Raw genomic sequence first — 22,616 nt, 5'->3', positions numbered from 1 at the left:
CTATGAGTGACGAATTCTCCGTGGAGAGCGTCTACGCCGAGCTCCTGGGCCGCGCACCGGAAAACAAAATGGAACCCCGGCTTGCTCCGCTGTTCCGCGCCATGGACGTGCTCGGGGAGCCGAACAAGTCCTTCCCGATCATCCACGTGACCGGCACCAACGGCAAGACCTCCACCGCCCGGATGATCGAGGCCGGGCTCCGCGCCCATGGCCTGAGCACCGGCCGGTACACCAGTCCGCACCTGAGCAAGGTGACGGAGCGGATCAGTATTGACGGGCACCCGGTGCCGGACGAGACGTTTGTCCGGATCTGGGACGAGATCCGCCCTTACCTGCAGATCGTGGACGCCGAACTGGAGGCCGCCGGCGAACCCCGCCTGACCTACTTCGAATGCCTCACTATCCTGGGCTTCGCCGTCTTCGCCGACCAGCCAGTCAACGTGGCCGTCATCGAGGTAGGCCTTGGTGGAATCACCGATGCCACCAATGTGGGGGACGGGCTCGTTTCCGTCGTCACGCCCATCTCGCTGGACCACACGGACCTGCTGGGTGACACCACCGAGGACATCGCGTATGAAAAGGCGGGCATCATCAAACCCGGCGGGTATCTGGTCAGTGCCGCCCAGCCGGTGGACGCCGCCCAGGTTCTGCTGGAGAAGGCCCGCGAGGTACAGGTTCCCTTCCGCTTCGAAGGCGTGGAGTTCGGCGTCGAATCCCGCACGGTCGCCGTGGGCGGGCAGGTGGTGACCATCCAGGGCATTGCAGGCCGGTACCCGGAGGTTCTGATTCCCCTGCACGGCGCGCACCAGGCCCAGAATGCCGCCGTCGCTGTTGCAGCCCTTGAGGCATTCTTTGGCGGCGAAAAGGAGCTCGACGCCGAGGTGCTCCAGGAAGCCTTCGCCAGCGTCACGTCGCCTGGCCGTCTCGAGGTGGTCCGGACCGCGCCCACCATCATTGTGGACGCCGCCCACAATCCGGAGGGCATCAGGGCGTCAGCGGAAGCGATCGAGGAGGCTTTCAGCTTCACCCGGCTGGTGCCGGTGGTGGGTGTCCTCAAAGAAAAGGACGCCGAAGAGATCCTGCGCCAGCTCAAGGAATCCCTCGGCGGGCTGGCCGAGGAATACTGCTTTACGCAGTCAAACTCGCCACGCGCCGTACCAGCTGCCGAACTGGCCGAACTTGCCGTTGAAATGGGCTTTGGCGAGGACAACATCCACATCGCCGAGAAGCTGGACGACGCCTTGGAATGGGCTGTGGAACGGGCAGAAGCCAATGAGGACCTCTCCGGCGGCGTGCTGGTGACGGGTTCCATCACGCTCGTTGCCGAAGCACGGATCCTGCTGGGAAAGACGGAGGCCTAGGCCATGGCGAAGCTGACTAAAGCCCAGCGCGAATGGAGACCCGGCATGCCAAAGAAACGCCGGTCCACCAAAATCATGTTCGCCTCCACCGTCCTCCTGCTGGAAGCATTCGTGGCCTTCTTCGCAACACTGGCCGTGTTTGGACTACGGCGCGGCGAATTCCCGCCGGCCATCATCTTGTCCGTCGGCATCGTGCTGAGCCTGGTGCTGGTGTTCGCCTGCGCCGTCCTTTCCCGGCCCTGGGGGATGACGGTTGGCTGGGCATTACAGGTGGTCCTGATCCTGACCGGCATCATCGAGCCCACCATGTTCGTTGTGGGGCTCCTGTTCGCGCTCGCGTGGTGGTACGGCCTCCGGGCCGGCGCCCGGATAGACCGGGAGTCCGCCGAGCGGGCCCGGGAGCAGGCCGAATGGGAAGCCAGCCACCCGGAGCCCCCGCCGCCGGCAGCACCGTAGAATAACGAGCAAAACCACCCGATGTATTGGAGCAGCTGTGACCACTGAACGCACCCTGGTACTGATCAAGCCCGACGGCGTAGCCCGGAACCTCACGGGCGCCATCCTTGGCCGGATCGAAGCAAAGGGCTACACCCTGGCCGAACTGAAAAAGGTGCACGCCAGCCGTGAGCTCCTGGAGCAGCACTACGAGGAACATGTAGGCAAGCCGTTCTATGAGCCCCTGGTGGAATTTATGCTCTGCGGACCCGTCGTGGCCGCGATTTTTGAAGGCCACCGGGTGATCGAGGGTTTCCGCTCCCTGGCCGGGACCACTGATCCCACTACCGCCGCCCCCGGTACCATCCGTGGCGACTTCGGCCGCGACTGGGGCGGGAAGGTGCAGCAGAACCTGGTCCACGGCTCGGATTCCCCGGAATCCGCCGAGCGCGAGATCAAGATCTGGTTCTAAGCCTCATCAAAGTGACAGGAAAGGCCAATGTTCATCGCGAACATTGGCCTTTCCTGTTATGCCGGCGGTGGCTCCAGCTGAGGAAAAGTTATCTAGAAGCCGGAAGTTCCGGCGAAGATCTGGATAAACGCGAAGAAAATCGAGGCGATGACGGCGACGTAGAGCAGGGCCACAATGATCCAGCCGGAATCTCCCACAAGCTTGGTTGCCCTGGCTGGCAGCGGGATCACGCCCGCACTGATATTGCGGATGGTCACCCAGACAAAGAGCGGGATCATCGCCGCCCACACCACCATGCAGAACGGGCAGAGCACGCCGATGTCGTAGAGCGCCTGGGACCACAGCCACACCACAAAGGCGAAGCCCAGCGTGACCCCGGCCTGGAGTCCTAGCCAATACCAGCGCGCAAACGTGGCACCGGCCAGCAGCGCCATCCCCGTGGTGATGACCACGGCAAAGGCCACGATGCCCATGAACATGTTGGGGAACCCGAACACCGAACTCTGCCAGGTCATCATCACCTGCCCGCAGGATATAAAGGGGTTTACGTCGCAGACGGTCACGTAGTTGGGGTCCTTGAGCGTTTCCAGCTTCTCCAGGACCAGCGCGCCGGAGGCAAGCCAACCCACGACGCCGGTGATCACCAGCAGCCAGCCGATGTTTTTGTTCCGGGCCGGGGCAGGCAGGGCCGGGGAAGTGCCGCCCGTCGACGTGACGGGGGCGGTTGCTGCTGCGTTGTCCGCAGGCCCACCGGCAGGAATGGTCTTAGACATGGAAATTCGGCGTCCTTAGGTTGGGGTGCTCCTTGGGCGATTGTAGCGCCGCCTGCTGAATATGTGTCCCAGTTTGGGCTCACGCCTACCTCCTGAACCTGTGACGGTGTGAGAGAATAAACGTGGCTGGAGGCCGATCCACATTCGGGCTCCGGTCCGGTGACTTGTCTCCAAGACCGCCAATGATGGGCAGGCAGCCCGTGGATCATTCAATCCCGGCGCCATGCAATGCCATTGGAAGGCACCTGTTGTGGCCGGTTGTAGATACCGGTTGAACAACAGGTTCAACGGCAAAGCCGCCGGCTCTCACGGGCTGCCGCACCCCACTGCCGGTGCGAACCTGGGAGCATCCAATTGACTTCTGTCAACGCCTGCGGGTTTTGACAATATGTGCCCCAATGGGTGCCGGATGTGGCGGTACGTCAGGGGCAGGAGTGTTGCCACATATGGATAATGACCAGGTATTAGCCGTTGACGAAGCATCGGCCGCAATGGACGCAGGGGAAACTGCCAAGAAGGCTACCCGTACGCGGAAGAAGGCAGCGCCCAAGGCCAAAGCCGCGGCCGCTGTTCCTCCTGAAGCGAATGGAGTCGAAACTGACGGCGAGGCAGCCGCCCCCGCTGAAGCTATTGAACCTGCCGGCCAGGCAGCCGCCCCCGCTGAAGCGCCGGCAAAAGCAGTCCGCCGCACGCGCGCCCCGCGCGCCAAAGCAGCTGTAGAAGAGGCCGTTGCGCCGGAAGCGGCTCAGGAATCGGCCGTGAACACAGCAGCGGACGTGCCGGTTGAAGAAGCAGCCGCACCTGTAGCGGACGTCCCGGAGAAGCCGGTACGACGCCGTCGGGCAGCGACGCGCAAGGCCGCGTCACCCGCTGTCGCCGAGGAACCCGTGGCCGCCGAGGTGCCCGTAGCTCCGGTGTCTGCCCCGGAAGAACCTGCCGTGCAGGAAGCTCCGAACCAGGCCCTGCCTGCCGCCGGGGCCGAAAGCCCTGCGGCAGCTGATGCGGAAGCTCCTGCCAATCCGTTTACTTCACTGTTCCTGGAACCTGCCCCGGCATCGGTGCTTTTCCAGGCACCCGACCTCAGCGCCGTGGTGCGCCCCGCACCTGTCGAGGACGAGGCCGAAGCCGAAGAGCAGGACGAGAACGACGACGAGGCCGGTGAGGATTCCAGCAGCCGGCGCCGCCGCCGCAGCCGTGGGCGCCGGAGCCGGGGACGTGCCGACCGTGATGAAGACGGTGAGTCGGCAGGCGAGGGCTCCGAGGATGAAGCCGAAGGTGAAGGCGCCACAGCTGAAGACGGTGTGACGTCACGCCGTCGCCGGCGTCGCCGCCGTGGCGACCAGGACCTCGAACTGACTGGTGGCGAGGATGACGATCCGCCCAACACCGTGACCCGCGTCCGTGCGCCCCGCGCCGTCAGCGAGGCACCCGTCAACAACCGCGTCACCAGCGTCAAGGGATCAACCCGCCTGGAGGCAAAGAAGCAGCGCCGCCGTGAATCGCGCGACACCGGACGCCGCCGCACCGTCATCACCGAGGCCGAGTTCCTGGCCCGCCGTGAGTCTGTGGACCGCCAGATGATCGTGCGTCAGCGCGACGACAGAATCCAGATCGGCGTCCTTGAGGACGGCGTTCTGGCCGAGCACTTTGTGTCCAAGACCCAGCAGGATTCCCTGATCGGCAACGTGTACCTGGGCAAGGTACAGAACGTGCTGCCCTCCATGGAAGCTGCTTTCGTGGACATCGGACGCGGCCGCAATGCCGTGCTGTACGCCGGTGAAGTCAACTGGGAAGCTGTCAACCTTGAGGGCAAGCAGCGCCGGATCGAGAACGCGCTGAAGTCCGGCGACACCGTCCTGGTCCAGGTGACCAAGGATCCGGTAGGCCACAAGGGCGCCCGCCTGACCAGCCAGATTTCGCTTCCGGGCCGTTACCTCGTGTACGTACCCGGTGGATCCATGACGGGCATCTCACGCAAGCTGCCCGACGTCGAGCGTAACCGCCTCAAGCGGATCCTCAAGGACCGGCTGCCCGAAAATGCCGGGGTGATTGTCCGGACTGCTGCCGAGGGTGCCTCGGAAGAGGAACTGACTCACGACATCAACCGCCTCCGTGCGCAGTGGGAGGGCATTGAAGGACAGGCCAAGTCCACCAAGGTCCTGGCCCCGGAGCTGCTGTACGGAGAACCTGACCTCACCATCAAGGTTGTCCGCGATGTCTTCAACGAGGACTTCTCCAAGCTGATCGTGTCCGGCGAGGAGGCCTGGGACACCATCGAGGCCTACGTGACCTACGTGGCACCGGACCTGGTGGGCCGCCTTGAGAAGTGGACCCAGGACCAGGACATCTTCGCTGCCTGGCGGATCGACGAGCAGATTGCCAAGGCCCTGGACCGCAAGGTCTTCCTGCCTTCGGGCGGTTCGCTGGTGATTGACCGCACGGAAGCCATGACCGTGGTGGACGTCAACACCGGCAAGTTCACCGGCAGCGGCGGCAACCTGGAAGAGACAGTCACCAAGAACAACCTCGAAGCTGCCGAGGAAGTGGTTCGCCAGCTGCGCCTGCGCGACATTGGTGGAATCATCGTGATCGACTTCATCGACATGGTGCTGGAATCCAACAGGGACCTGGTGCTGCGCCGCATGGTGGAGTGCCTGGGCCGTGACCGCACCAAGCACCAGGTCGCTGAGGTCACATCACTGGGCCTGGTCCAGATGACGCGCAAGCGCATGGGCACCGGTCTGCTGGAAGTCTTTGGTGAGCAGTGTGAGGTCTGCGCAGGGCGGGGTGTAGTCACGCACGACGAACCTGTGGAGCACCGCCGCGCCAATGTTGTGGCTGCTGACCACCACGCGTTCCGCAGCGACAACCAGCGCAGCGAGGCACCCCGCATTGAGGCACAGCCTGCACGGGGCGAACGTAAGCGCCGTCGCGGACGCGGCGGCCAGCAGCTTGACGTTGCAGCACCGGCGGCCGTGGTGCACACGGTTCAGTCCGAACCGAACGACGCCGAGCGCCACGCCAAAGCCGAGGCAACCCGCGCGGCACTTGCCAACATCGCCGCCGCCGCACATGCTGCCCACCAGCATGACCAGGAACACGCGGCTCCGGCAGCTGCGCCGGCCGCTGTTGAAACGGTGCGCGAAACACGGGAACCTGAAACCACGGCTCCCCAGCCTCCGGTCGCTGCTCCCGCCGCTGTTTTGACGTTCGGCGGCGAGAAGGTTGCACTGCCTTCGGTCGCCCACACGGACGAGGAACAGCCGCAGCCCAAGCTCACGCTGGACAGCCTCGCCGAAGCGTTCGCCCACCTGGGTGAACCTGCAGCCGAAAAGGTCACCGAGACAACTGGCGCCCGCACGGTGTCCGCTGCTCCGGCAGCCGCTGCCGCTCCCGAAGCAGCAGACCCGTCACGCTCACGCCGTCCGCGCCGCAACCGCAGTGCCAGCCGTGCGCAGGGTGCAGCGAACGAGACCAGCGTAGAGCAGCACGCGCCTGCTCCCGCTGCCACAGGTTCACACAGCCATGAAGCGAAGGCTCCGGTCTCTGCGGCAGCTGCTCAGGCCAGCAAGCCTGATGCCTCCCAGCCGATCATCCTGGGCGTGGGCGTACCGGCATCTGAGCTCTAGCGCTGACTGAGTGAAGGGTCCGGTCCCGGCGGTTGCAGGCCGCGGGACCGGGCCCTTTTTCGTCTGCGTTAGGCTGTAGTACTGACACGGGGTGCCAGGCATCGGAGCCGGCTGAGATAAGACCCGTTGAACCTGTCCGGTTAGCACCGGCGAAGGGATGTCCACGTGACTTCGTCATTCATACTGCCTGCAACGTCAACCAGCACAGCCAGCAATGGCACGTCCAGTCAGCCCCCAAGGCACTCGATTCCCCGGGTGCTGTCCATCGCGGGTTCGGATCCATCCGGCGGCGCCGGAATTCAGGCTGACCTGAAGAGCATCGCGGCCAACGGTGGTTACGGCATGGCCGCCATCACGGCGCTCACCGCACAGAACACACGCGGCGTCCGGGGCATCCACGTACCGCCGGAGTCGTTCCTGGCGCAGCAGTTGGACGCCATCAGCGAGGACATCACCATTGATGCCGTCAAGATCGGCATGCTGGGTGAGGAGGAAGTGGTCACGGTGGTCGGGGAGTGGTTGCGGAAGGTGCGTCCCGCCGTCGTGGTCCTGGATCCTGTCATGGTCGCCACCAGTGGGGACCGGCTGCTCAAGGAACAGGCCGAGCAAGCGCTGCTCAGGCTGCTGCCTCTTGCGGACCTCGTCACGCCCAACCTTCCGGAACTGGCAATTCTCCTGGGGGAGGAGCCCGCACAGGACTGGGCGGGCGCACTGGAACAGGGTAAGCGCCTATCCACGGCCAGCGGAGCCACGGTCCTGGTCAAGGGCGGACACCTCGACGGCGGTACCTGCCCTGACGCCCTCGTCAACAGTGCAGGGCTGCTGTCCTCGGAGGTCGTGGAGTTCCAGGGGCGCCGGATTGCCACAAATAACAGCCATGGCACGGGTTGCTCGCTGTCCTCCGCCATGGCCACCGTGATGGCGAGGCTAGGCAACTGGGAGGAAGCGCTGGCGGTGGTCAAACCTTGGCTGGAAGGGGCGCTTGCCGGGGGCGGCAGCCTCGCCGTCGGAAGTGGAAAGGGCCCCGTCCATCACTTTCACCACCTCGTCCCTGCGGGTGCAGACGGCGCGGGGACTGACCTGCCCGGCAGTTTCTCTGACCTTCTCCGGCGGGAAGCGGAGCCTTACCTGGACGATATCTACGCACTGGACTTTATCCGGGAACTGGCGTCCGGAGCCCTGACCGAGGAGCACTTCGCGTATTACCTGAGCCAGGACTCCTTGTACCTGAACGGCTACTCGCGGGTGTTGTCGCGGGCAAGCGCGTTGGCGCCCACAGAGGCGGAGCAAATGTTCTGGGCGCGCTCGGCGCTGAGCTGCCTTGAGGTCGAATCGGAGCTGCACAGGACCTGGCTGGCTGGCCGCCCGTCGCCCACGGGCCAGGGTCCGGTGACCAAAAGCTACGTCGATCATCTTCTGGCGGCCTCGTCCGTTGGCAGCTACGGCGTCCTGGTGGCAGCGGTGCTGCCGTGCTTCTGGTTGTATGCGGAAGTGGGGGAGCGTCTCCACGGTCAGTTCCTGGCAGCCGAATCACCGGCGGGACATCCGTATGCAGACTGGCTCCGTACCTACGCGGACGAAGCTTTCGCCGAAGCCACCCGGCAGGCGATTGCCATCGCCGACGCTGCGGGAAGGAACGGATCTGCGGCCGACCGCTCGGCCATGCTGGCTGCCTTTACCCAGTCATGCCGGTTCGAGGTGGACTTCTTCGACGCGCCGCGCCGGTTTGCCTGAGCCTGGCGGACATGTCCTGTGCGTACGGGTAGGATAGTCAGGCACGGTTCCGGATGTGCGTTCAGCATTGCTGAGAGAAATTGCTTAGTGATTTGTACGGTACAGCCCGGAACCAGCCTCATTTGCGGCCGGAGCCAGATTTAGCGTAAACTGGATCTTCGGTGCTTACGCCAACACTTGGGTTATGACTCCCCGGACCAGCCAATCGGCAAGTCCAGGTAATAGCTCACGGGTCCCCCCGGGGAATCCACGGCGTTGAGGCACAGCGGGAACCGACCACTTTGAGTCCAGGTTCCGCACGCAAATTTAGTAATGACGTCGAGAGAAGTGAGTTCCCCAGTGTACGCGATTGTCCGCGCAGGTGGCCGCCAAGAGAAGGTTTCCGTTGGAGACTTCGTTACCATGAACCGCGTCCCCGGTGGAGCCGGCAGCACTATTTCGCTGCCCGCGCTGCTTCTGGTGGACGGTGACAAGGTCACTTCCGCTGCCGCGGACCTGGCCAAGGTGACTGTTACGGCTGAGATCCTTGAAGACCTCCGTGGTCCCAAGATCGTCATCCAGAAGTTCAAGAACAAGACCGGTTACAAGAAGCGCCAGGGTCACCGTCAGGAACTGACCAAGGTCAAGATCACCGGCATCAAGTAACTTCGGTTACTCGTTCAGGTTTCCCCTCAGATTCCCAGAATTCCTAAGGCAGGCATATCAAATGGCACATAAAAAAGGCGCGAGCTCCACTCGCAACGGTCGTGACTCCAACGCCCAGTACCTCGGCGTAAAGCGCTTCGGCGGCCAGGTCGTTTCCGCAGGCGAGATCATCGTCCGCCAGCGCGGCACCCACTTCCACCCGGGTGCAGGCGTAGGCCGTGGCGGCGACGACACCCTGTTCGCACTGACCCCGGGAGCCGTTGAATTCGGTACCCGCCGCGGTCGCCGCGTTGTTAACATCGTTGCTGCTGCAGCTGCAGAGTAACAACCAGATCTGTTGCGGTGGAGCGGACCATTGGTCCGCTCCACTGTTCTTTTAACCGCATTACAATCATCTTGGCGTTCCTGACGTCCGGAAACAGCAAGAGGAGATCCACGTGGCCAGCTTTATAGACCGGGTAGTACTGCACGTATCCGGCGGTACCGGCGGCCATGGGTGCGTCTCTGTACACCGTGAAAAGTTCAAGCCTCTGGGCGGTCCCGACGGCGGCAATGGTGGCAACGGCGGCGATGTCATCCTGCGCGTCGACCCCCAGACCACCACGCTGCTTGACTACCACCACGCACCCCACCGTCACGCCACCAACGGCGGGCCGGGCATGGGCGACTGGCGCGGCGGCAAGAACGGTGAAACCCTCATCCTCCCCGTCCCCGAAGGCACTGTGGTCAAAGCCAAGGACGGCACCGTCCTGGCGGACCTGGTCAGCCCCGGCATGGAGTACGTTGCTGCTGCCGGTGGCATCGGAGGCCTGGGCAACGCTGCCCTGTCTTCGCAGAAGCGCCGTGCTCCCGGCTTTGCGCTGCTGGGCATCGAAGGCGAGTCCAGTGACATCATCCTGGAACTGAAGTCCATTGCGGACATCGCCCTGGTGGGCTTCCCGTCAGCCGGAAAGTCCAGCCTGGTCGCTGCGATGTCTGCAGCCCGCCCCAAGATTGCCGACTACCCGTTCACCACGCTGATCCCCAACCTCGGTGTTGTGCAGGCCGGCGAGGTCCGCTTCACCATCGCGGACGTTCCCGGACTGATTGAGGGCGCCAGCGAAGGCAAAGGACTGGGGCACAACTTCCTCCGTCACGTTGAGCGCTGCGCCGCCTTGGTGCACGTCCTTGACTGCGGCACGCTGGAATCGGACCGAGATCCGCTTGCGGACCTCGCCATCATCGAAGCAGAGCTTGAGAAGTACGCCGTTGACATGAGCTACGCCGGCACGGACGGCGAAGTGGTACCCCTGAACCAGCGCCCCCGGCTGGTGGCCTTAAACAAGGTGGACCTTCCGGACGGCCGCGACATGGCCGGGTTTGTCCGCCCGGACCTGGAAGCGCGCGGCTACCGCGTCTTTGAAGTCTCTGCCACCAGCCATGAGGGCCTCCGCCAGCTCGGCTTCGCGATGGCAGAGATTGTCAAGACGGCCCGCGAGAACCTGGCAGCTGCACCGCCCAAGGTCCAGCCGCCGGTGCTGCGTCCGCGTGCCGTCAATGCTGCAGGATTCCGCATCCGCCGCGAAGAGCAGAACCTGGAACCGCTGTTCCGCGTGATTGGTGAAAAGCCTGTCCGTTGGGTTAAGCAAACCGACTTCACCAATGAGGAAGCCATTGGCTACCTCGCTGACAGGCTGGCCAAGCTCGGCGTGGAAAACGAACTCTTCAAGCAGGGTGCCAAGCCAGGCGATGCCGTGGTAATCGGTGAGGATGACGGCGTCGTCTTCGACTGGGAGCCCACCATGATGGGCGGTGCGGAACTCCTTGCCGCCTCGCCTCGAGGCACGGACATCCGCTTCGCCGACATCGGCGACCGCCCCACGCGTGGCCAGAAGCGCGAGGAACAGCAGGAACGCAAGGACGCAAAGGCCGCCGCCCGCGCGGAACTCGAGACCGAACGCAAAGCGGGCATTTGGACCGAATCGGTCAGCAAGCGCCGGTCCGCCAACCAGCCGCTCAGAGAGAGCGGACTGGCCTCGGAAGACGATGCCTAGCCCCGCCCTGGCCAGCCAGCCCGCAGCAATAGACCGCAGTGTGCTGGCCAGCGCGCGCCGGATTGTGGTGAAGGTCGGTTCGTCATCCCTGACCAGCATCAAGGGCGGCATATCCGAAGAAGCGCTTACGGCGCTGGCCGATGCCCTCGCTGCCAAGCGGAACAGCGGCACTGAGATCATCCTGGTGTCCTCGGGTGCCATCGCCGCTGGACTGGCACCGCTGGGCCTTGCCAAGCGGCCGCGCGACCTTGCCACGCAGCAGGCCGCGGCCAGCGTGGGGCAGGGGCTCCTGATGGCGCGCTACACACACGCCTTCGGAGCGCACGGTGTGACAGTCAGCCAGGTCCTGCTGACTGCAGACGACCTCATGCGCCGCAGCCAGCACACCAACGCGCTCCGCGCCCTGGACCGGCTCCTGAACCTTGGCGTCGTTCCCGTGGTTAACGAGAACGACACCGTCGCCACCCACGAGATCCGCTTCGGCGACAACGACCGCCTGGCTGCCCTCGTAGCGCACCTGGTACGTGCCGATGCCCTGGTGCTGCTTTCCGACGTCGATGCCCTGTACGACGGTCCGCCGTCGAAGGGCGCCAGCAGAATCCCTCTGGTTGCCGGACCGCAGCACCTGGAAGGTGTCTCCATTGGCGCGGCCGGAAGGGCAGGAGTCGGCACCGGGGGCATGATGACCAAGGTCGAGGCCGCCACGATCGCCGCCGGCTCCGGTATTCACGCGTTGGTGACCTCCACTGCCAACGCCGGCAAGGCGCTGGCAGGGGAAGACGTCGGCACCTGGTTTACCGTGAATGGCGCCAGGAAGCCTGTTCGGCTTCTCTGGCTGGCCCACCTCGCGTCGGTCCATGGGCGCCTGGTGCTCGACGCCGGCGCCGTCAAGGCCGTGCGCGACCGCCACACTTCGCTGCTGCCGGCTGGCATTTCCGGTGTGTCCGGGGACTTTGAAGCCGGGGATGCCGTGGAGATGGCGGGACCGGACGGCACTGTCATTGCCCGTGGCCTGGTTAACTACTCTGCCGGTGAACTTCCGCAGATGCTGGGCCGCTCCACCAAAGATCTGGGCCAGGCCCTGGGGCGTGGCTATGATCGCGAAGTTGTTCATGTTGACGACCTGGTGCTCCTCTAAGCGAGAGGCTCGCTAAACTTGAACCATGACTGAGGCACTGACCCACCACAACGCCGCCAAATCCGACGCTGCTAAATCCAACGCTGCTGTTTCCGACGCCGCCATTGCTGATGGTGCCATCGGCGACGCGGCCGCCCCGGAGAGCGCGCCGATGGATGCCGCAGGCGTTGAGGCGGCAGTCCACGCGGTGGCGGATCGTGCCCGTAAGGCGTCGCGTCCCATGTCCCGTGCCAACCGGGCGTGGAAGGACCGCGGACTCCGCGCCATCGGCAAGGCTCTCGTGGAGAATAAGGGGTCCATCCTCGCTGCAAATGCCCAGGACGTGCGTGCCGGCAAGGCCAACGGCACGTCTGCGGCCATGCTGGACCGCCTGACCCTGAGTGATGCACGGATTGACGGCCTCGTCGCTGCCTTGGAGAATCTTGCCAACCTGCCTGATCCCGTAGGCAACGTGGTGCGCGGCCAGACCCTCCCCAACGGCCTTCGCCTGCGCCAGGTCAACGTGCCCATGGGTGTGGTGGCAGCCATTTATGAGGCCCGCCCCAACGTAACGGTGGATATCGCCGGCCTGGCACTCAAGAGCGGCAACGCCGTGATCCTGCGGGGGGGGGGGGGGGCCCCCGCCACAAACGAAGCCCTTGTCCATGTGCTCCGTGGCGCGCTGGATTCCGTTGGCCTGCCTGCCGATGCTGTGCAGACCGTCGACCAGTACGGCCGCGACGGCGCCAACGTGCTCATGCGGGCCCGCGGCAAGGTCGATGTCCTGATTCCCCGCGGCGGCCGCGAGCTGATCCAGACCGTCGTCACCAATTCCGCTGTCCCCGTCATCGAGACCGGCGAAGGCAACGTCCATATCTTCCTGGACGAGTCCGCGAACGAGGACATGGCCGTTGACATCCTTTTGAACGCCAAGACCCAGCGGCCCAGCGTCTGCAACACCGTGGAGACGCTGCTGGTGCACTCCGGGTCTACGGTGCTTCCCGCCGTCGCAAAGGCGCTTGCCAGTGCCGGCGTCAGGCTGCACGTTGACCAGAGGATCCGTGAGAACCTTCCCGACGGCGTGACTGCAGAGGACGCCACGGACACCGACTGGGGCACCGAGTACATGGATCTGGACCTTGCCGTAGCCATGGTGGACAGCCTCGATGACGCCGTGAAGCATATCCGCACATGGTCCACCGGCCACACGGAAGCCATTGTTACGAACAATCTCGCCAACGCCGAGCGCTTTATTGCCGAAGTGGATTCCGCTGCTGTGATCGTCAACGCCTCCACGCGTTTTACCGACGGCGGCGAACTTGGCCTGGGTGCCGAGGTGGGCATCTCGACCCAAAAGCTTCACGCCCGTGGTCCTATGGGCCTGACCGAACTGACCACCACCAAGTGGATCGTGCAGGGCGAAGGCCAGGTCCGAGGGTAGCAGGGGCCCGACCTGAGCGAAGCGAGGGTTGGGAGCTGGTTGGGGCCCACGCCGGCGAGGGGCCCGACCTGAGCGAAGCGAGGGTTGGGAGCCCGCGGGGAGTAACATAGTACAGAAGTCCGGAACGGCTGAATCATCCGCCGTCGAAGTTCCTTGAACATTAGGGGAGAACATGCTGCTCGAGCAGATCGCCATGACCGTTGCCGCCGCAGGCGAGGCCGAACACGAGGAACTGGCCCCGTTGTGGGCTGACCCGCTGGTCTTTGGTCTGGTCATGTTTGCTTTCATGCTGGTCCTCCTGTTCATCACCTGGTCCTATTCCAACCTCGGGAACCGTCACGCCGCCGTTGAGGAGCACGCTGACCCGCACCGCCAGCACCCCAACAAGCACGATCACGGCCAGGGACACTGAACGTTCCCATAGTGCTTCCCAAAGGCAGTGGAACGGGCCGGCTGAGGCTGGGCGTGATGGGTGGAACCTTCGATCCCATCCACCACGGGCACCTCGTTGCCGCCAGTGAGGTGGCGGCAAAGTTCGGTCTGGATGAGGTAGTTTTCGTTCCCACCGGGCAGCCCTGGCAGAAGTCGCACAAACGGGTCAGCTCCGTTGAGCACCGGTACCTCATGACGGTGATCGCCACGGCGTCGAATCCCCGCTTCACGGTGAGCAGGGTCGATGTGGACCGTCCCGGTCCGACATACACCATCGATACCCTGCGGGACCTCAGGAGCCAGCGCCCGGATGCGGACCTCTTCTTCATCACGGGTGCCGACGCTTTGGCGCAGATCCTGTCCTGGAAGGACATTGACGAGCTGTGGTCGCTGGCGCACTTTGTGGGAGTGACCCGTCCCGGCCACGTGTTGGACGGGATGGGACGCAAGGACGTCAGTCTCCTGGAGGTCCCGGCCATGGCCATCTCCTCCTCGGACTGCCGGGCACGCGTCGCAGAGAACAATCCTGTCTGGTACCTGGTGCCGGACGGGGTGGTGCAGTACATCGCAAAGTATGGGTTATATGCGGATGGGGAATCCGCAATTGAACAGCAGCCAGAAACGTCCGCCGAATCCGCCAGTACTGAATGAGTTTGTTATGAGTCAGGAACAGCCACCACTGCGGAGCCGTCGCGAACTGCGGCAGGCCCGAGCCGAGGCCGCGCCCGAATCCGGCCTGACATCAAGGCAGCAGCAAGCGCCCCCGCCGCGTACGGACCGGGTCCGCCGGGTATCCGCCAACCCCATGGATTCCGTACCGGAGCGTGGAGGGGAGCGCTCCTCTCAGGTCCGTGCCCGCGACAGGGCAGCCCTTCGTGCCATGAAGGAACAGCAGGACAGGGAAGAGCCGGAGCTCAGCACGGGGCCGCCCACGCGCCGCCAGATGCGCCTGCGCCAGTTGCAGGAACAAAGTTCGACGTCGGCAGTACCGGTAGTGCGGGCTCCCGGCCGGAAGCCACAGCCAGCCGCCGGCGGAATGACCGTTGAGCAGGCCCTCGCCGCCCGTTCAGACCTCGCGGAGCAGGCAAAAAGTCACCTGCAGCGGCTGGAACAGTCTTCCGCGGCGGATCCGGAAACTGTGGATCCGGAGATCCTGAAGGAGCAGTTGGCCCTGGCTGAGCGGGCCGCTGTCATTAACCGCAGGAACGTTCACCATCAGCGCCCGGCGGATCCGGATTCCGCAACCCCGGTCCGTTCCGATCCCGCTGAAGCCAGCAATCTTGGAATGGTTACCCCGTTGGAGTTTGTCCAGGTTCCTGGCGTGGACCGGCCAGTGATGAAGCCTCCTGCTACCTCGTACGTTCCGGTGGTGACGCAGTCCGGGCCCAAGCTGGCGCGGTCGGACGTCAGCAAAGCGGAAACTTCCAGCAAACGTTCCTGGGTCATTGCCCGTGCGGAGGCCGCCGCCCGGGCCGCGGATCGCCCCGCAGCCCAGGACCCGTCAGCTTCCCGTCCCGAGCCTGAACTGCCTGCCGCGCAACTTCTCGAGGAACAGGCGCCCATCGCTGCCAGTAGCGCCTACGGGCTGGAGCCGCTGGACGCCGCCACGGCTGGACTGGCCCGCGCACAGCGGATGAAGTACATCCAATACGGTGTCCTTGCGTTTGGTGCCCTGGCACTTGTTGCAGGACTCGTTCTCATCATCAGCGGTATGACGCGCTAAAGCGTCGTTTCCGCACATTCTTAGCTTTAGAAAACCAACAAGGAGTCCCGTGACTGCAATCGATTCATCCGTAGAATTAGCCCGCCATGCAGCCAGGGCGGCAGCAGACAAAATCGCCCAGGACATCGTGGCGTTGGATGTCAGCGAGCGGATGGCCCTGACCGATATCTTCGTGATCGCCTCTGCCCCCAGTGAACGCCAGGTTAATGCCATCGTTGACGGCATCGAGGAGGAGCTCAGCAAGCTGAATCGCCAGCCTGTCCGCCGTGAGGGCAGGTCCGGCGGGCGCTGGGTCCTGCTCGATTACTCAGACATCATCATCCACGTCCAGCATGAGGAAGATCGCGTTTTCTACGCGCTGGAGCGGCTCTGGAAGGACTGCCCGGTCGTGGACCTGCAGCTTGCTGACGATGCGTCCGCGAGGCCTGCAACGTCCGGGGACTCCCTCTAAACAGACCCCCAGCCGTGCAATATTCCGGATTTGGAATTTTCGGAAATGCTGTTCTAAGATATTCGAGTTGCTCCGGAGGAATCCGGTTCAATATCCGGCATTTTCCGGGGCTGTGGCGCAGCTGGTAGCGCACCTGCATGGCATGCAGGGGGTCAGGGGTTCGAGTCCCCTCAGCTCCACCAGAAGAGGTCTCATGCAAAAATGCCCCGCCTGATGGCGGGGCATTTTTCGTACCCGTCAGGGCCGCTTTGTCCTAATTGCTTCAAGAACCTCGGGCAACGAAGTGACGCCATCAGAGGCAAGGAAATGGCCCGCTCCCGGGATTACCCGGGCGGGTATTCCGAGGAGGCCGGCAAGGCGCTCGGTATGGCCAGCCGGTACATACGGGTCCTCGTCTGACCGGATAATTGTGAGGCGACTGATGTGGTTACTTTGCCGTTAGGTGAACGGCGACCTGGCAGGACCGGTTGAATTTCGCGGTACTCCCGTTGGGCCTTGCCTGGTGCCGCCCCGCCAACGGACCATGGGGCATGACGTTAATTCGCATCCGTCGCAGCTCCCTGGCCCTTGCCGGCATTGCGCTGGTGCTTGCCGCTGGTGGCTGCTCCAACACTTTGGGGAAAGAGCCGCCGTGTATGCCGCCGGAGTATTCGGTCAGCCCGGAGAGCGCCATGCCTGGGGAGACGGTGACTATTGCCGCCGTCGATGTGCACTGTAATCCCCGCTACGGTGCGGACGCCCTGATCCGGACCAGCGTCACTGACCAGGCGGGCACTGAGATGATCACCGCCACCACCGAGATGAATGATGCCGGCGGGTTCAGCCACTCCTTTGAAGTGCCTGCACGGGCGGCCCCAGGGCTGGCACAAGTGACGGCCATGCCCTATGGAATCGACTGGTGCGATGACACCGGCACCAACAACAGAGATGCGGGAGCGGCAGCGAACGTTGAGAGGGTTTCCTGTGCGATACCGGTGAAGCCACTGACCATCACAGCCGGCGCCCGGTAGTGCGGCGATGCGGGCCGCCAATTAGGTCCCGTCGGGATTCTGCACTAAGCTAAACGGGTTGCTTCCGGTGTTGAAGGTTGGCTTGGGAGCACGTGTTCGGGGCTGTGGCGCAGCTGGTAGCGCACCTGCATGGCATGCAGGGGGTCAGGGGTTCGAGTCCCCTCAGCTCCACCGATTACACCCCGGTCTTCGGACCGGGGTGTTTTTTGTTGCCTTCCCGGGGAGGGGAAATCTACCGGTGCCCTTCACCCGCGACGGCGGTGCAGCCACCAACGCTATCGCTGCCCTGAACCGCGAAGCCGCAGTACGCCCCGACTATTATTGTCAGATGAATTGAGCCTTCGCGCCCACAACCTGGCCGGCGGTGGCCCAATGCAACGCAAATTACCAGTAGCGAAGAAGGTCCAGCTGAACACCGAACCGCAGCAGGCCAGCGTCGTCGTCATCGGCGCCGGCCAGGCCGGCCTCTCTGCCGCCTACCACCTGCAGCGCCGCGGCCTTGTCCCGGCGGGTAGTGACGCGGCCCGGGACGCCGGTAACACCGGAAGCTATGTGGTGTTCGACGCCGAGGAAGGGCCTGGAGGTGCATGGCGCCACCGCTGGAAGAGTCTGCTCATGGCCACGGTCAACGGCATCAGCGACCTGCCGGGGATTCCCAAGCCCGACGTCGATCCCTCCGAACCCAGTTCCGAATTCCTCACACGCTACTTCGGCGGCTATGAACAGCAGCTGAAACTGGCGGTGCAGCGGCCGGTGAAGGTGGCAAAGGTCCGCACGGCCGATGACGATCCTTCCGGCCGGCTGCTGCTCGAGACTTCGGCGGGGTCATGGTCAGCCGCTGCCGTCATCAATGCCACCGGCACCTGGACCAGGCCATTCTGGCCGATCTATCCCGGCCAATCGAGCTTCAAAGGGCGCCAGTTGCACGTTGCCGACTACGTCTCCGCTGAGGAGTTCCGCGGCCGGCACGTCATCGTGGTGGGCGGCGGCATTTCCGCAGTCGGCCTGCTCGAAGAGTTCTCCAAGGTGACCACCACCAGCTGGTTCACCCGCCGCCCGCCGGTTTGGCGCGATGGTGAATTTGATTCCCAGGCGGGCCACGACGCAGTTGCCCTGGTGGAAGAACGCGTACGGCAGGGACTTCCGCCGCAGAGCGTCGTGTCCGTGACCGGCCTGATTTGGACTCCTGCACTGCGGGCAGCAGCAGAGCGCGGTGCCTTGGACAGGCAGCCAATGTTCACTGCCATCGAGCCCGACGGCGTCAGGCTGGCGGACGGCAGCCTGCTCAAGGCCGACGTGATTTTGTGGGCCACCGGGTTCCGGGCCGAACTGGAGCACCTCGCCCCACTGCATCTCCGGGGACCGGGAGGCGGCATCGCCATGAACGGAACCCAGGTGGCTGCGGAGCCGCGCGTGCACCTGGTGGGCTACGGCCCGTCGTCGTCCACGATCGGAGCCAACCGGGCAGGCCGGGCCGCGGTCAGCGCGATCCTCCGGCTGCCCGCACTGGCAGAGACGTTGAAAGGGACCAAGGCATGACTTTACAATCCGTAGAGGCGCTGTTTGGGCAACTGCGCCGTTTCCCGGACATCGAAGCGGAGAACCTGCAGTCCTGGGATGCCACCGACCGTCTCCTGCTCGAGGCAGCCTTTGAGCTGCCTGCCGTGCACAGAGCTGCAAAGCCTCCTGTTCTTGCCGTCATCGGCGACCGTTACGGCGCGCTCACCCTCGGTGCGCTTGGACATCCCGAACATCAGGCGTTCAGCGATGTCCGGGTCCACCAGGACCTCACCACCGGGATCCGCGCGCTTGAGCATAATGCGGCGGCAGCGGGACTGACCGGCTGGCGGCAGCTGCCGCTGGGGGAGGAACTGCTGGCTGGCGCCGGCGTCGTACTTCTTCAGTTGCCAAAGACGCTGGCTGAACTTGAGGAGATTGCGGAAGCCGTAGCGCGCTGGGCACTGCCGGATGCCACGCTGTTGGCAGGCGGGCGCGTGAAGCACATGAGCCTGGGCATGAACGCGGTCCTGGAGCGGTATTTTGGCCGCGTCCAGCCACAACTGGCTCGTCAGAAGTCGCGGTTGATCGTTGCGGACCAGCCATTGCGGCCGGAGGGCCAACCCAGGTTTCCGGTGCGCGAGTACAACCAGGAACTGGACCTGACAATAGCCGCCAGGGGAGCGGTTTTCGCAGGCACCCGGCTGGACATCGGCACCCGCTTCCTGCTCACATTCCTTCCACAGATGGCCGCGGCAGACCATGCTGTGGACCTGGGCTGCGGCACCGGAATTTTGGCCGCCATGTATGCCCGGCATAATCCGGCCGCGCAGGTCACCGCCACGGACCAGTCCGCTGCCGCGGTGGACTCCGCGCGCGCCACCGCAGAAGCGAACGGACTGGCAGGCCGGGTCAACGGCCTGCAGGACGACGCTCTTTCCACCCTGGCGGACGCCAGCGTCGGCCTCGTGTTGCTGAACCCGCCTTTCCACCTGGGCAACTCGGTGCATTCCGGCGCAGGGCTCAAGTTGATCGAGGCGGCGGGCCGGGTACTCAGGCCCGGGGGCGAGTTGTGGACGGTGTTCAACAGCCACCTGGGCTATCTGCCGGCCCTGCAACGGACAGTGGGCCAAACGAGTGTGGCAGGCCGGAACCCGAAATTTACAGTGGCGCGCAGCGTCCGCACAGAACGGTGACGTACCATTTCAGACACTAGCCGAACCGCATAGGGGATAACGTGAGAGAGACCCGCCAGCCCTCGCCAAGGCGCGGCACCAACCTGCCGCGGATGGGCGACTTCAACCTCACCGTCATCCTGGACGCGATCCGCCGCTCCACCGGGGGGCTCAGCCGCGTCGAACTTGCCCAGATCGTCGGGCTGTCACCCCAGACCATTTCCAATATTTCGCGGCGCCTCCTGGACCAGCACCTTATTGTGGAGGCCGGCAAGGAAGGCAACGGGCCGGGCAAGCCACGCACCATCCTGCGGCTGAACCCTGGGGGCCAGTACGCGATCGGCGTCCACCTCGATCCCGCCGTGACCACCTTCGTTGTGTTGGACCTGGTGGGCGAGGTGGTGCAGCACGCAAGGATTACTACGCCCGGTGGCACCAATCCGACGGCGGTGATCGCCACGATCGCCAGCACCATCGAGACCCTGATCGCCGATTCCGGGGTGGACCGCAGCCGGATCGCAGGTATTGGCGTGGCAGCACCCGGACCCATCGACCTGAACCAGGGCACTTTGGTGAACCCGCCGCTGCTGCCGGGATGGGACCGGGTGGAACTGCGCGATGCGCTCCGCGACGCCACCGGCTACCCGGTGCTGGTGGACAAGGACGTCACCAGTGCCGCCGTGGCAGAGACCTGGGCCGGCGGACCAAGCGGGGCCGGCAGCTTCATCTTCATGTACATGGGAACAGGCATCGGCTGCGGCCTGGTCCTCAATGACGAGGTAGTCCGCGGCACGTCCGGGAATGCCGGTGAAATCGGCCACATCATGGTTGACCCTGACGGCCCGGAGTGCGACTGCGGGCTCCGGGGTTGCGTCAAGTCCTCCTGCATACCCCAGGCACTGGTGGCAGAGGCCGCCACTGCCGGGATTCTCGACGGGCCGTTGAACGGCCTCAGCGCGGCAGAGATCCAGGACAACTTTGCCCGGCTGTGCCAGCTGGCTGATGACGGTAACAGTGCAGCGGCAGCTATCTTGGACCGTTCAGCCGTGCTGGTGGCGCGGGCCGCTTCCGTGGTGGCGAATGCACTGGATGTGGAGCGCGTGGTGTTTGGCGGGCCGTTCTGGGCGCACATCTCCGCACGCTACCTGGCCGTTATCGCGGACGCCATCAATGACGCCAGCGCCGCCGCGGTGATCCACGACGTCGAGGTGGTCAGCTCCGGCGTCGGCGAAGACGTAGGCGCCGTAGGCGCCGCTTGCCTGGTGCTGGAGCACACGCTGGCCCCGCGGGCGCAGCGCCTATTGCTGGAAACCTGAGGCGCTACGCTGCGACTCGCGGCATCCTGCGTCAGTCGATGTCCTCGAAAACAACCCCGTAGGGAAGCGTGTCATCGATGTGCGCCTGGTGACCTGTGGAGCCGGTGTTGTAGGTGACCCGGACGCCGTGCAGCTCATCTGCTGCTGATTGCTGCAGGACAGGTCGGACCGCGGCAACCACCCTCTCGCTCTGGTTGGCGAGATATTGCTTGTAACTTTCTGGAAGCTCTTTCATGGCATCAGGGTAGTCCTCGGCGGCGCTGATGGGGAGGCCTCCCCATTGCGGCTTTGGGGCCAGGCCGCTTGGATAGGATGGCCGATGGCGGACCTCATTTCACCCAGACAGCAGCAAGGGGCTAATTCAGTGCAGTTGACCAGCGAGACAGCCAGGATAGATGCCGTTGAAATGGCCCGGGCTGTGCAGGTGGTTGCCAACATCTCCCGGAGCTTCGAAGCCAAGGTGGTAGGGCAGGCCAGGCTTCGCGAGACCTTGCTGATCGGCCTGCTGACCGGTGGCCACATCCTGCTGGAAAGCGTTCCCGGACTGGCCAAGACCACCGCCGCGCAGACCATCGCGGATGCGGTCAGCGCCGATTTCCGCCGCATCCAGTGCACGCCCGACCTCCTTCCCAGCGACATTGTCGGGACTCAGATTTACGACGCCGGCAAGGGGACTTTCGTCACCCGGCTGGGCCCGGTGCACGCCAACATAGTCCTGCTGGACGAAATCAACCGGTCCAGCGCCAAGACGCAGAGCGCCATGCTGGAGGCCATGCAGGAACGGCAGACCTCCATCGGCGGCCAGGAGTACAAACTCCCGTCACCGTTCCTGGTGCTCGCTACGCAAAACCCCATCGAGCAGGAAGGCACCTACCAGCTGCCTGAAGCCCAGATGGACCGCTTTATGCTCAAGGACGTGCTGGATTACCCCAGCCCCGTCGAGGAAATGGAAGTTATCCGTCGCCTCGATGCCGGCGTCTTCAGCCAGGACCAGAAGCCTGCGGCCGCGGCATCGCTCGACAGCGTGATCGGCGTCCAACAGTTGGTGGGCCGGATTTACCTGGACCCGGCCATCCTCAACTTCATTGTCGGACTGGTGTATGTCACCCGCAATGCCGGCAGTTATATCGACCAGCGGCTCGCAGGTTTCATCGAGTTCGGTGCCAGTCCGCGTGCCAGCATCGCTTTCAGCCAGGCGGCCCGCGCCCGGGCGCTGCTGCACGGCAGGGACCACGTGATCCCCGAAGACGTCAAGGCGCTGGCACACCGCGTCCTCCGGCACAGGCTGATCCTGGGTTTCGAGGCTGTGGCCGAGGACGTTCCCGTGGAATCGGTGATCGACGCCATCGTCGCTGCCGTCCAGACTCCCTGA

Annotated in this window: 22 protein-coding genes, 2 tRNA genes and 1 riboswitch; of the genes, 21 read left to right on the top strand and 3 right to left on the bottom strand. The window is 64.4% G+C overall.

Annotated features, from left to right (window positions below):
- The first annotated feature begins 2 nt into the window (after nt 1-2).
- From AC50X5_RS01015 to ndk, 3 genes are read left to right on the top strand one after another with little or no spacing between them, the layout of a single operon-like run.
- Nucleotides 3-1,361, top strand: coding sequence for a bifunctional folylpolyglutamate synthase/dihydrofolate synthase (locus tag AC50X5_RS01015; RefSeq protein WP_494974337.1), 1,359 nt, complete (start codon nt 3-5; stop codon nt 1,359-1,361).
- 3 nt (nt 1,362-1,364) lie between these two features.
- A complete protein-coding gene (locus tag AC50X5_RS01010; protein WP_494974336.1) occupies nt 1,365-1,817 on the top strand; it encodes a DUF4233 domain-containing protein in 453 nt (150 codons plus the stop codon).
- A 37-nt stretch (nt 1,818-1,854) separates the two neighbouring features.
- The gene (gene ndk / locus AC50X5_RS01005) at nt 1,855-2,268 is read left to right on the top strand and encodes a nucleoside-diphosphate kinase (RefSeq protein ID WP_494974335.1); all 414 of its coding nucleotides are present in this window, start codon (nt 1,855-1,857) and stop codon (nt 2,266-2,268) included.
- Nucleotides 2,269-2,360: 92 nt separating this feature from the next.
- On the opposite strand, the gene AC50X5_RS01000 is transcribed toward ndk, so the two are convergent.
- Entirely contained in the window at nt 2,361-3,041 is a 681-nt protein-coding gene (locus AC50X5_RS01000; RefSeq protein WP_494974334.1) for a vitamin K epoxide reductase family protein, read from the bottom strand.
- A gap of 446 nt (nt 3,042-3,487) precedes the next feature.
- Between AC50X5_RS01000 and AC50X5_RS00995 the strand changes: the two genes are divergently transcribed.
- From AC50X5_RS00995 to AC50X5_RS00940, 12 genes are all read left to right on the top strand, one after another.
- Complete coding sequence (locus tag AC50X5_RS00995; RefSeq protein ID WP_494974333.1) at nt 3,488-6,670, top strand: Rne/Rng family ribonuclease; 3,183 nt, start codon at nt 3,488-3,490, stop codon at nt 6,668-6,670.
- Between the two features lie 77 nt (nt 6,671-6,747).
- A riboswitch (TPP riboswitch) is annotated at nt 6,748-6,845 on the top strand.
- The gene (locus AC50X5_RS00990) at nt 6,836-8,404 is read left to right on the top strand and encodes a bifunctional hydroxymethylpyrimidine kinase/phosphomethylpyrimidine kinase (RefSeq protein ID WP_494974332.1); all 1,569 of its coding nucleotides are present in this window, start codon (nt 6,836-6,838) and stop codon (nt 8,402-8,404) included. Its footprint overlaps the riboswitch before it by 10 nt.
- A gap of 339 nt (nt 8,405-8,743) precedes the next feature.
- On the top strand, nt 8,744-9,049 hold the full coding sequence (gene rplU, locus AC50X5_RS00985) for a 50S ribosomal protein L21 (RefSeq protein WP_463937905.1): 306 nt from the start codon (nt 8,744-8,746) through the stop codon (nt 9,047-9,049).
- Between the two features lie 61 nt (nt 9,050-9,110).
- Entirely contained in the window at nt 9,111-9,374 is a 264-nt protein-coding gene (gene rpmA / locus AC50X5_RS00980; protein WP_009372867.1) for a 50S ribosomal protein L27, read from the top strand.
- A 112-nt stretch (nt 9,375-9,486) separates the two neighbouring features.
- On the top strand, nt 9,487-11,082 hold the full coding sequence (gene obgE / locus AC50X5_RS00975) for a GTPase ObgE (RefSeq protein ID WP_494974331.1): 1,596 nt from the start codon (nt 9,487-9,489) through the stop codon (nt 11,080-11,082).
- On the top strand, nt 11,075-12,220 hold the full coding sequence (proB, locus tag AC50X5_RS00970) for a glutamate 5-kinase (protein WP_494974330.1): 1,146 nt from the start codon (nt 11,075-11,077) through the stop codon (nt 12,218-12,220). The genes obgE and proB overlap by 8 nt, the downstream gene beginning before the upstream one ends.
- 151 nt (nt 12,221-12,371) lie before the next feature.
- Nucleotides 12,372-13,640, top strand: a complete 1,269-nt coding sequence (locus AC50X5_RS00965; protein ID WP_494975194.1) for a glutamate-5-semialdehyde dehydrogenase — start codon at nt 12,372-12,374, stop codon at nt 13,638-13,640.
- A gap of 172 nt (nt 13,641-13,812) precedes the next feature.
- Complete coding sequence (locus tag AC50X5_RS00960) at nt 13,813-14,052, top strand: hypothetical protein (protein ID WP_494974329.1); 240 nt, start codon at nt 13,813-13,815, stop codon at nt 14,050-14,052.
- Nucleotides 14,053-14,063: 11 nt separating this feature from the next.
- A complete protein-coding gene (gene nadD, locus AC50X5_RS00955) occupies nt 14,064-14,723 on the top strand; it encodes a nicotinate-nucleotide adenylyltransferase (RefSeq protein ID WP_494974328.1) in 660 nt (219 codons plus the stop codon).
- Between the two features lie 7 nt (nt 14,724-14,730).
- The gene (locus AC50X5_RS00950; protein WP_494974327.1) at nt 14,731-15,795 is read left to right on the top strand and encodes a hypothetical protein; all 1,065 of its coding nucleotides are present in this window, start codon (nt 14,731-14,733) and stop codon (nt 15,793-15,795) included.
- Between the two features lie 49 nt (nt 15,796-15,844).
- Nucleotides 15,845-16,246 (top strand): ribosome silencing factor, encoded by a 402-nt coding sequence (gene rsfS, locus AC50X5_RS00945; protein WP_493984761.1) that lies wholly within the window; start codon nt 15,845-15,847, stop codon nt 16,244-16,246.
- A gap of 106 nt (nt 16,247-16,352) precedes the next feature.
- A tRNA-Ala gene (locus AC50X5_RS00940) sits at nt 16,353-16,428 on the top strand.
- 55 nt (nt 16,429-16,483) lie between these two features.
- Here AC50X5_RS00940 and AC50X5_RS00935 read toward each other — a convergent pair.
- The gene (locus AC50X5_RS00935) at nt 16,484-16,651 is read right to left on the bottom strand and encodes an alpha/beta hydrolase (protein WP_494975193.1); all 168 of its coding nucleotides are present in this window, start codon (nt 16,649-16,651) and stop codon (nt 16,484-16,486) included.
- A 125-nt stretch (nt 16,652-16,776) separates the two neighbouring features.
- Here AC50X5_RS00935 and AC50X5_RS00930 point away from each other — a divergent pair, with 125 nt between their 5' ends.
- The 5 genes from AC50X5_RS00930 (at nt 16,777) to AC50X5_RS00910 (ending at nt 21,244) form a co-directional block, all read left to right on the top strand.
- Nucleotides 16,777-17,256, top strand: coding sequence for a hypothetical protein (locus tag AC50X5_RS00930; protein WP_494974326.1), 480 nt, complete (start codon nt 16,777-16,779; stop codon nt 17,254-17,256).
- Nucleotides 17,257-17,354: 98 nt separating this feature from the next.
- Nucleotides 17,355-17,427, top strand: a tRNA-Ala gene (locus AC50X5_RS00925).
- 201 nt (nt 17,428-17,628) lie between these two features.
- Nucleotides 17,629-18,795, top strand: coding sequence for an NAD(P)-binding domain-containing protein (locus AC50X5_RS00920; RefSeq protein WP_494974325.1), 1,167 nt, complete (start codon nt 17,629-17,631; stop codon nt 18,793-18,795).
- Complete coding sequence (locus AC50X5_RS00915) at nt 18,792-19,949, top strand: class I SAM-dependent methyltransferase (protein ID WP_494974324.1); 1,158 nt, start codon at nt 18,792-18,794, stop codon at nt 19,947-19,949. Before AC50X5_RS00920 ends, AC50X5_RS00915 begins: the two co-directional genes overlap by 4 nt.
- A gap of 92 nt (nt 19,950-20,041) precedes the next feature.
- Complete coding sequence (locus AC50X5_RS00910; RefSeq protein WP_494975192.1) at nt 20,042-21,244, top strand: ROK family transcriptional regulator; 1,203 nt, start codon at nt 20,042-20,044, stop codon at nt 21,242-21,244.
- A gap of 31 nt (nt 21,245-21,275) precedes the next feature.
- On the opposite strand, the gene AC50X5_RS00905 is transcribed toward AC50X5_RS00910, so the two are convergent.
- Nucleotides 21,276-21,479 carry a hypothetical protein gene (locus AC50X5_RS00905; RefSeq protein ID WP_493984766.1) on the bottom strand — a complete coding sequence of 68 codons (204 nt, stop codon included), beginning with the start codon at nt 21,477-21,479 and terminating at the stop codon, nt 21,276-21,278.
- A 171-nt stretch (nt 21,480-21,650) separates the two neighbouring features.
- On the opposite strand from AC50X5_RS00905, the gene AC50X5_RS00900 reads away from it, so the two are divergent.
- Entirely contained in the window at nt 21,651-22,616 is a 966-nt protein-coding gene (locus tag AC50X5_RS00900) for an AAA family ATPase (protein ID WP_494975191.1), read from the top strand.

It is taken from the genome of Pseudarthrobacter sp. MDT1-40-2, from assembly GCF_059383595.1.
Note: the sequence above shows the minus strand (reverse complement) of the source record. Positions and strands in the feature narration are given on the sequence as shown.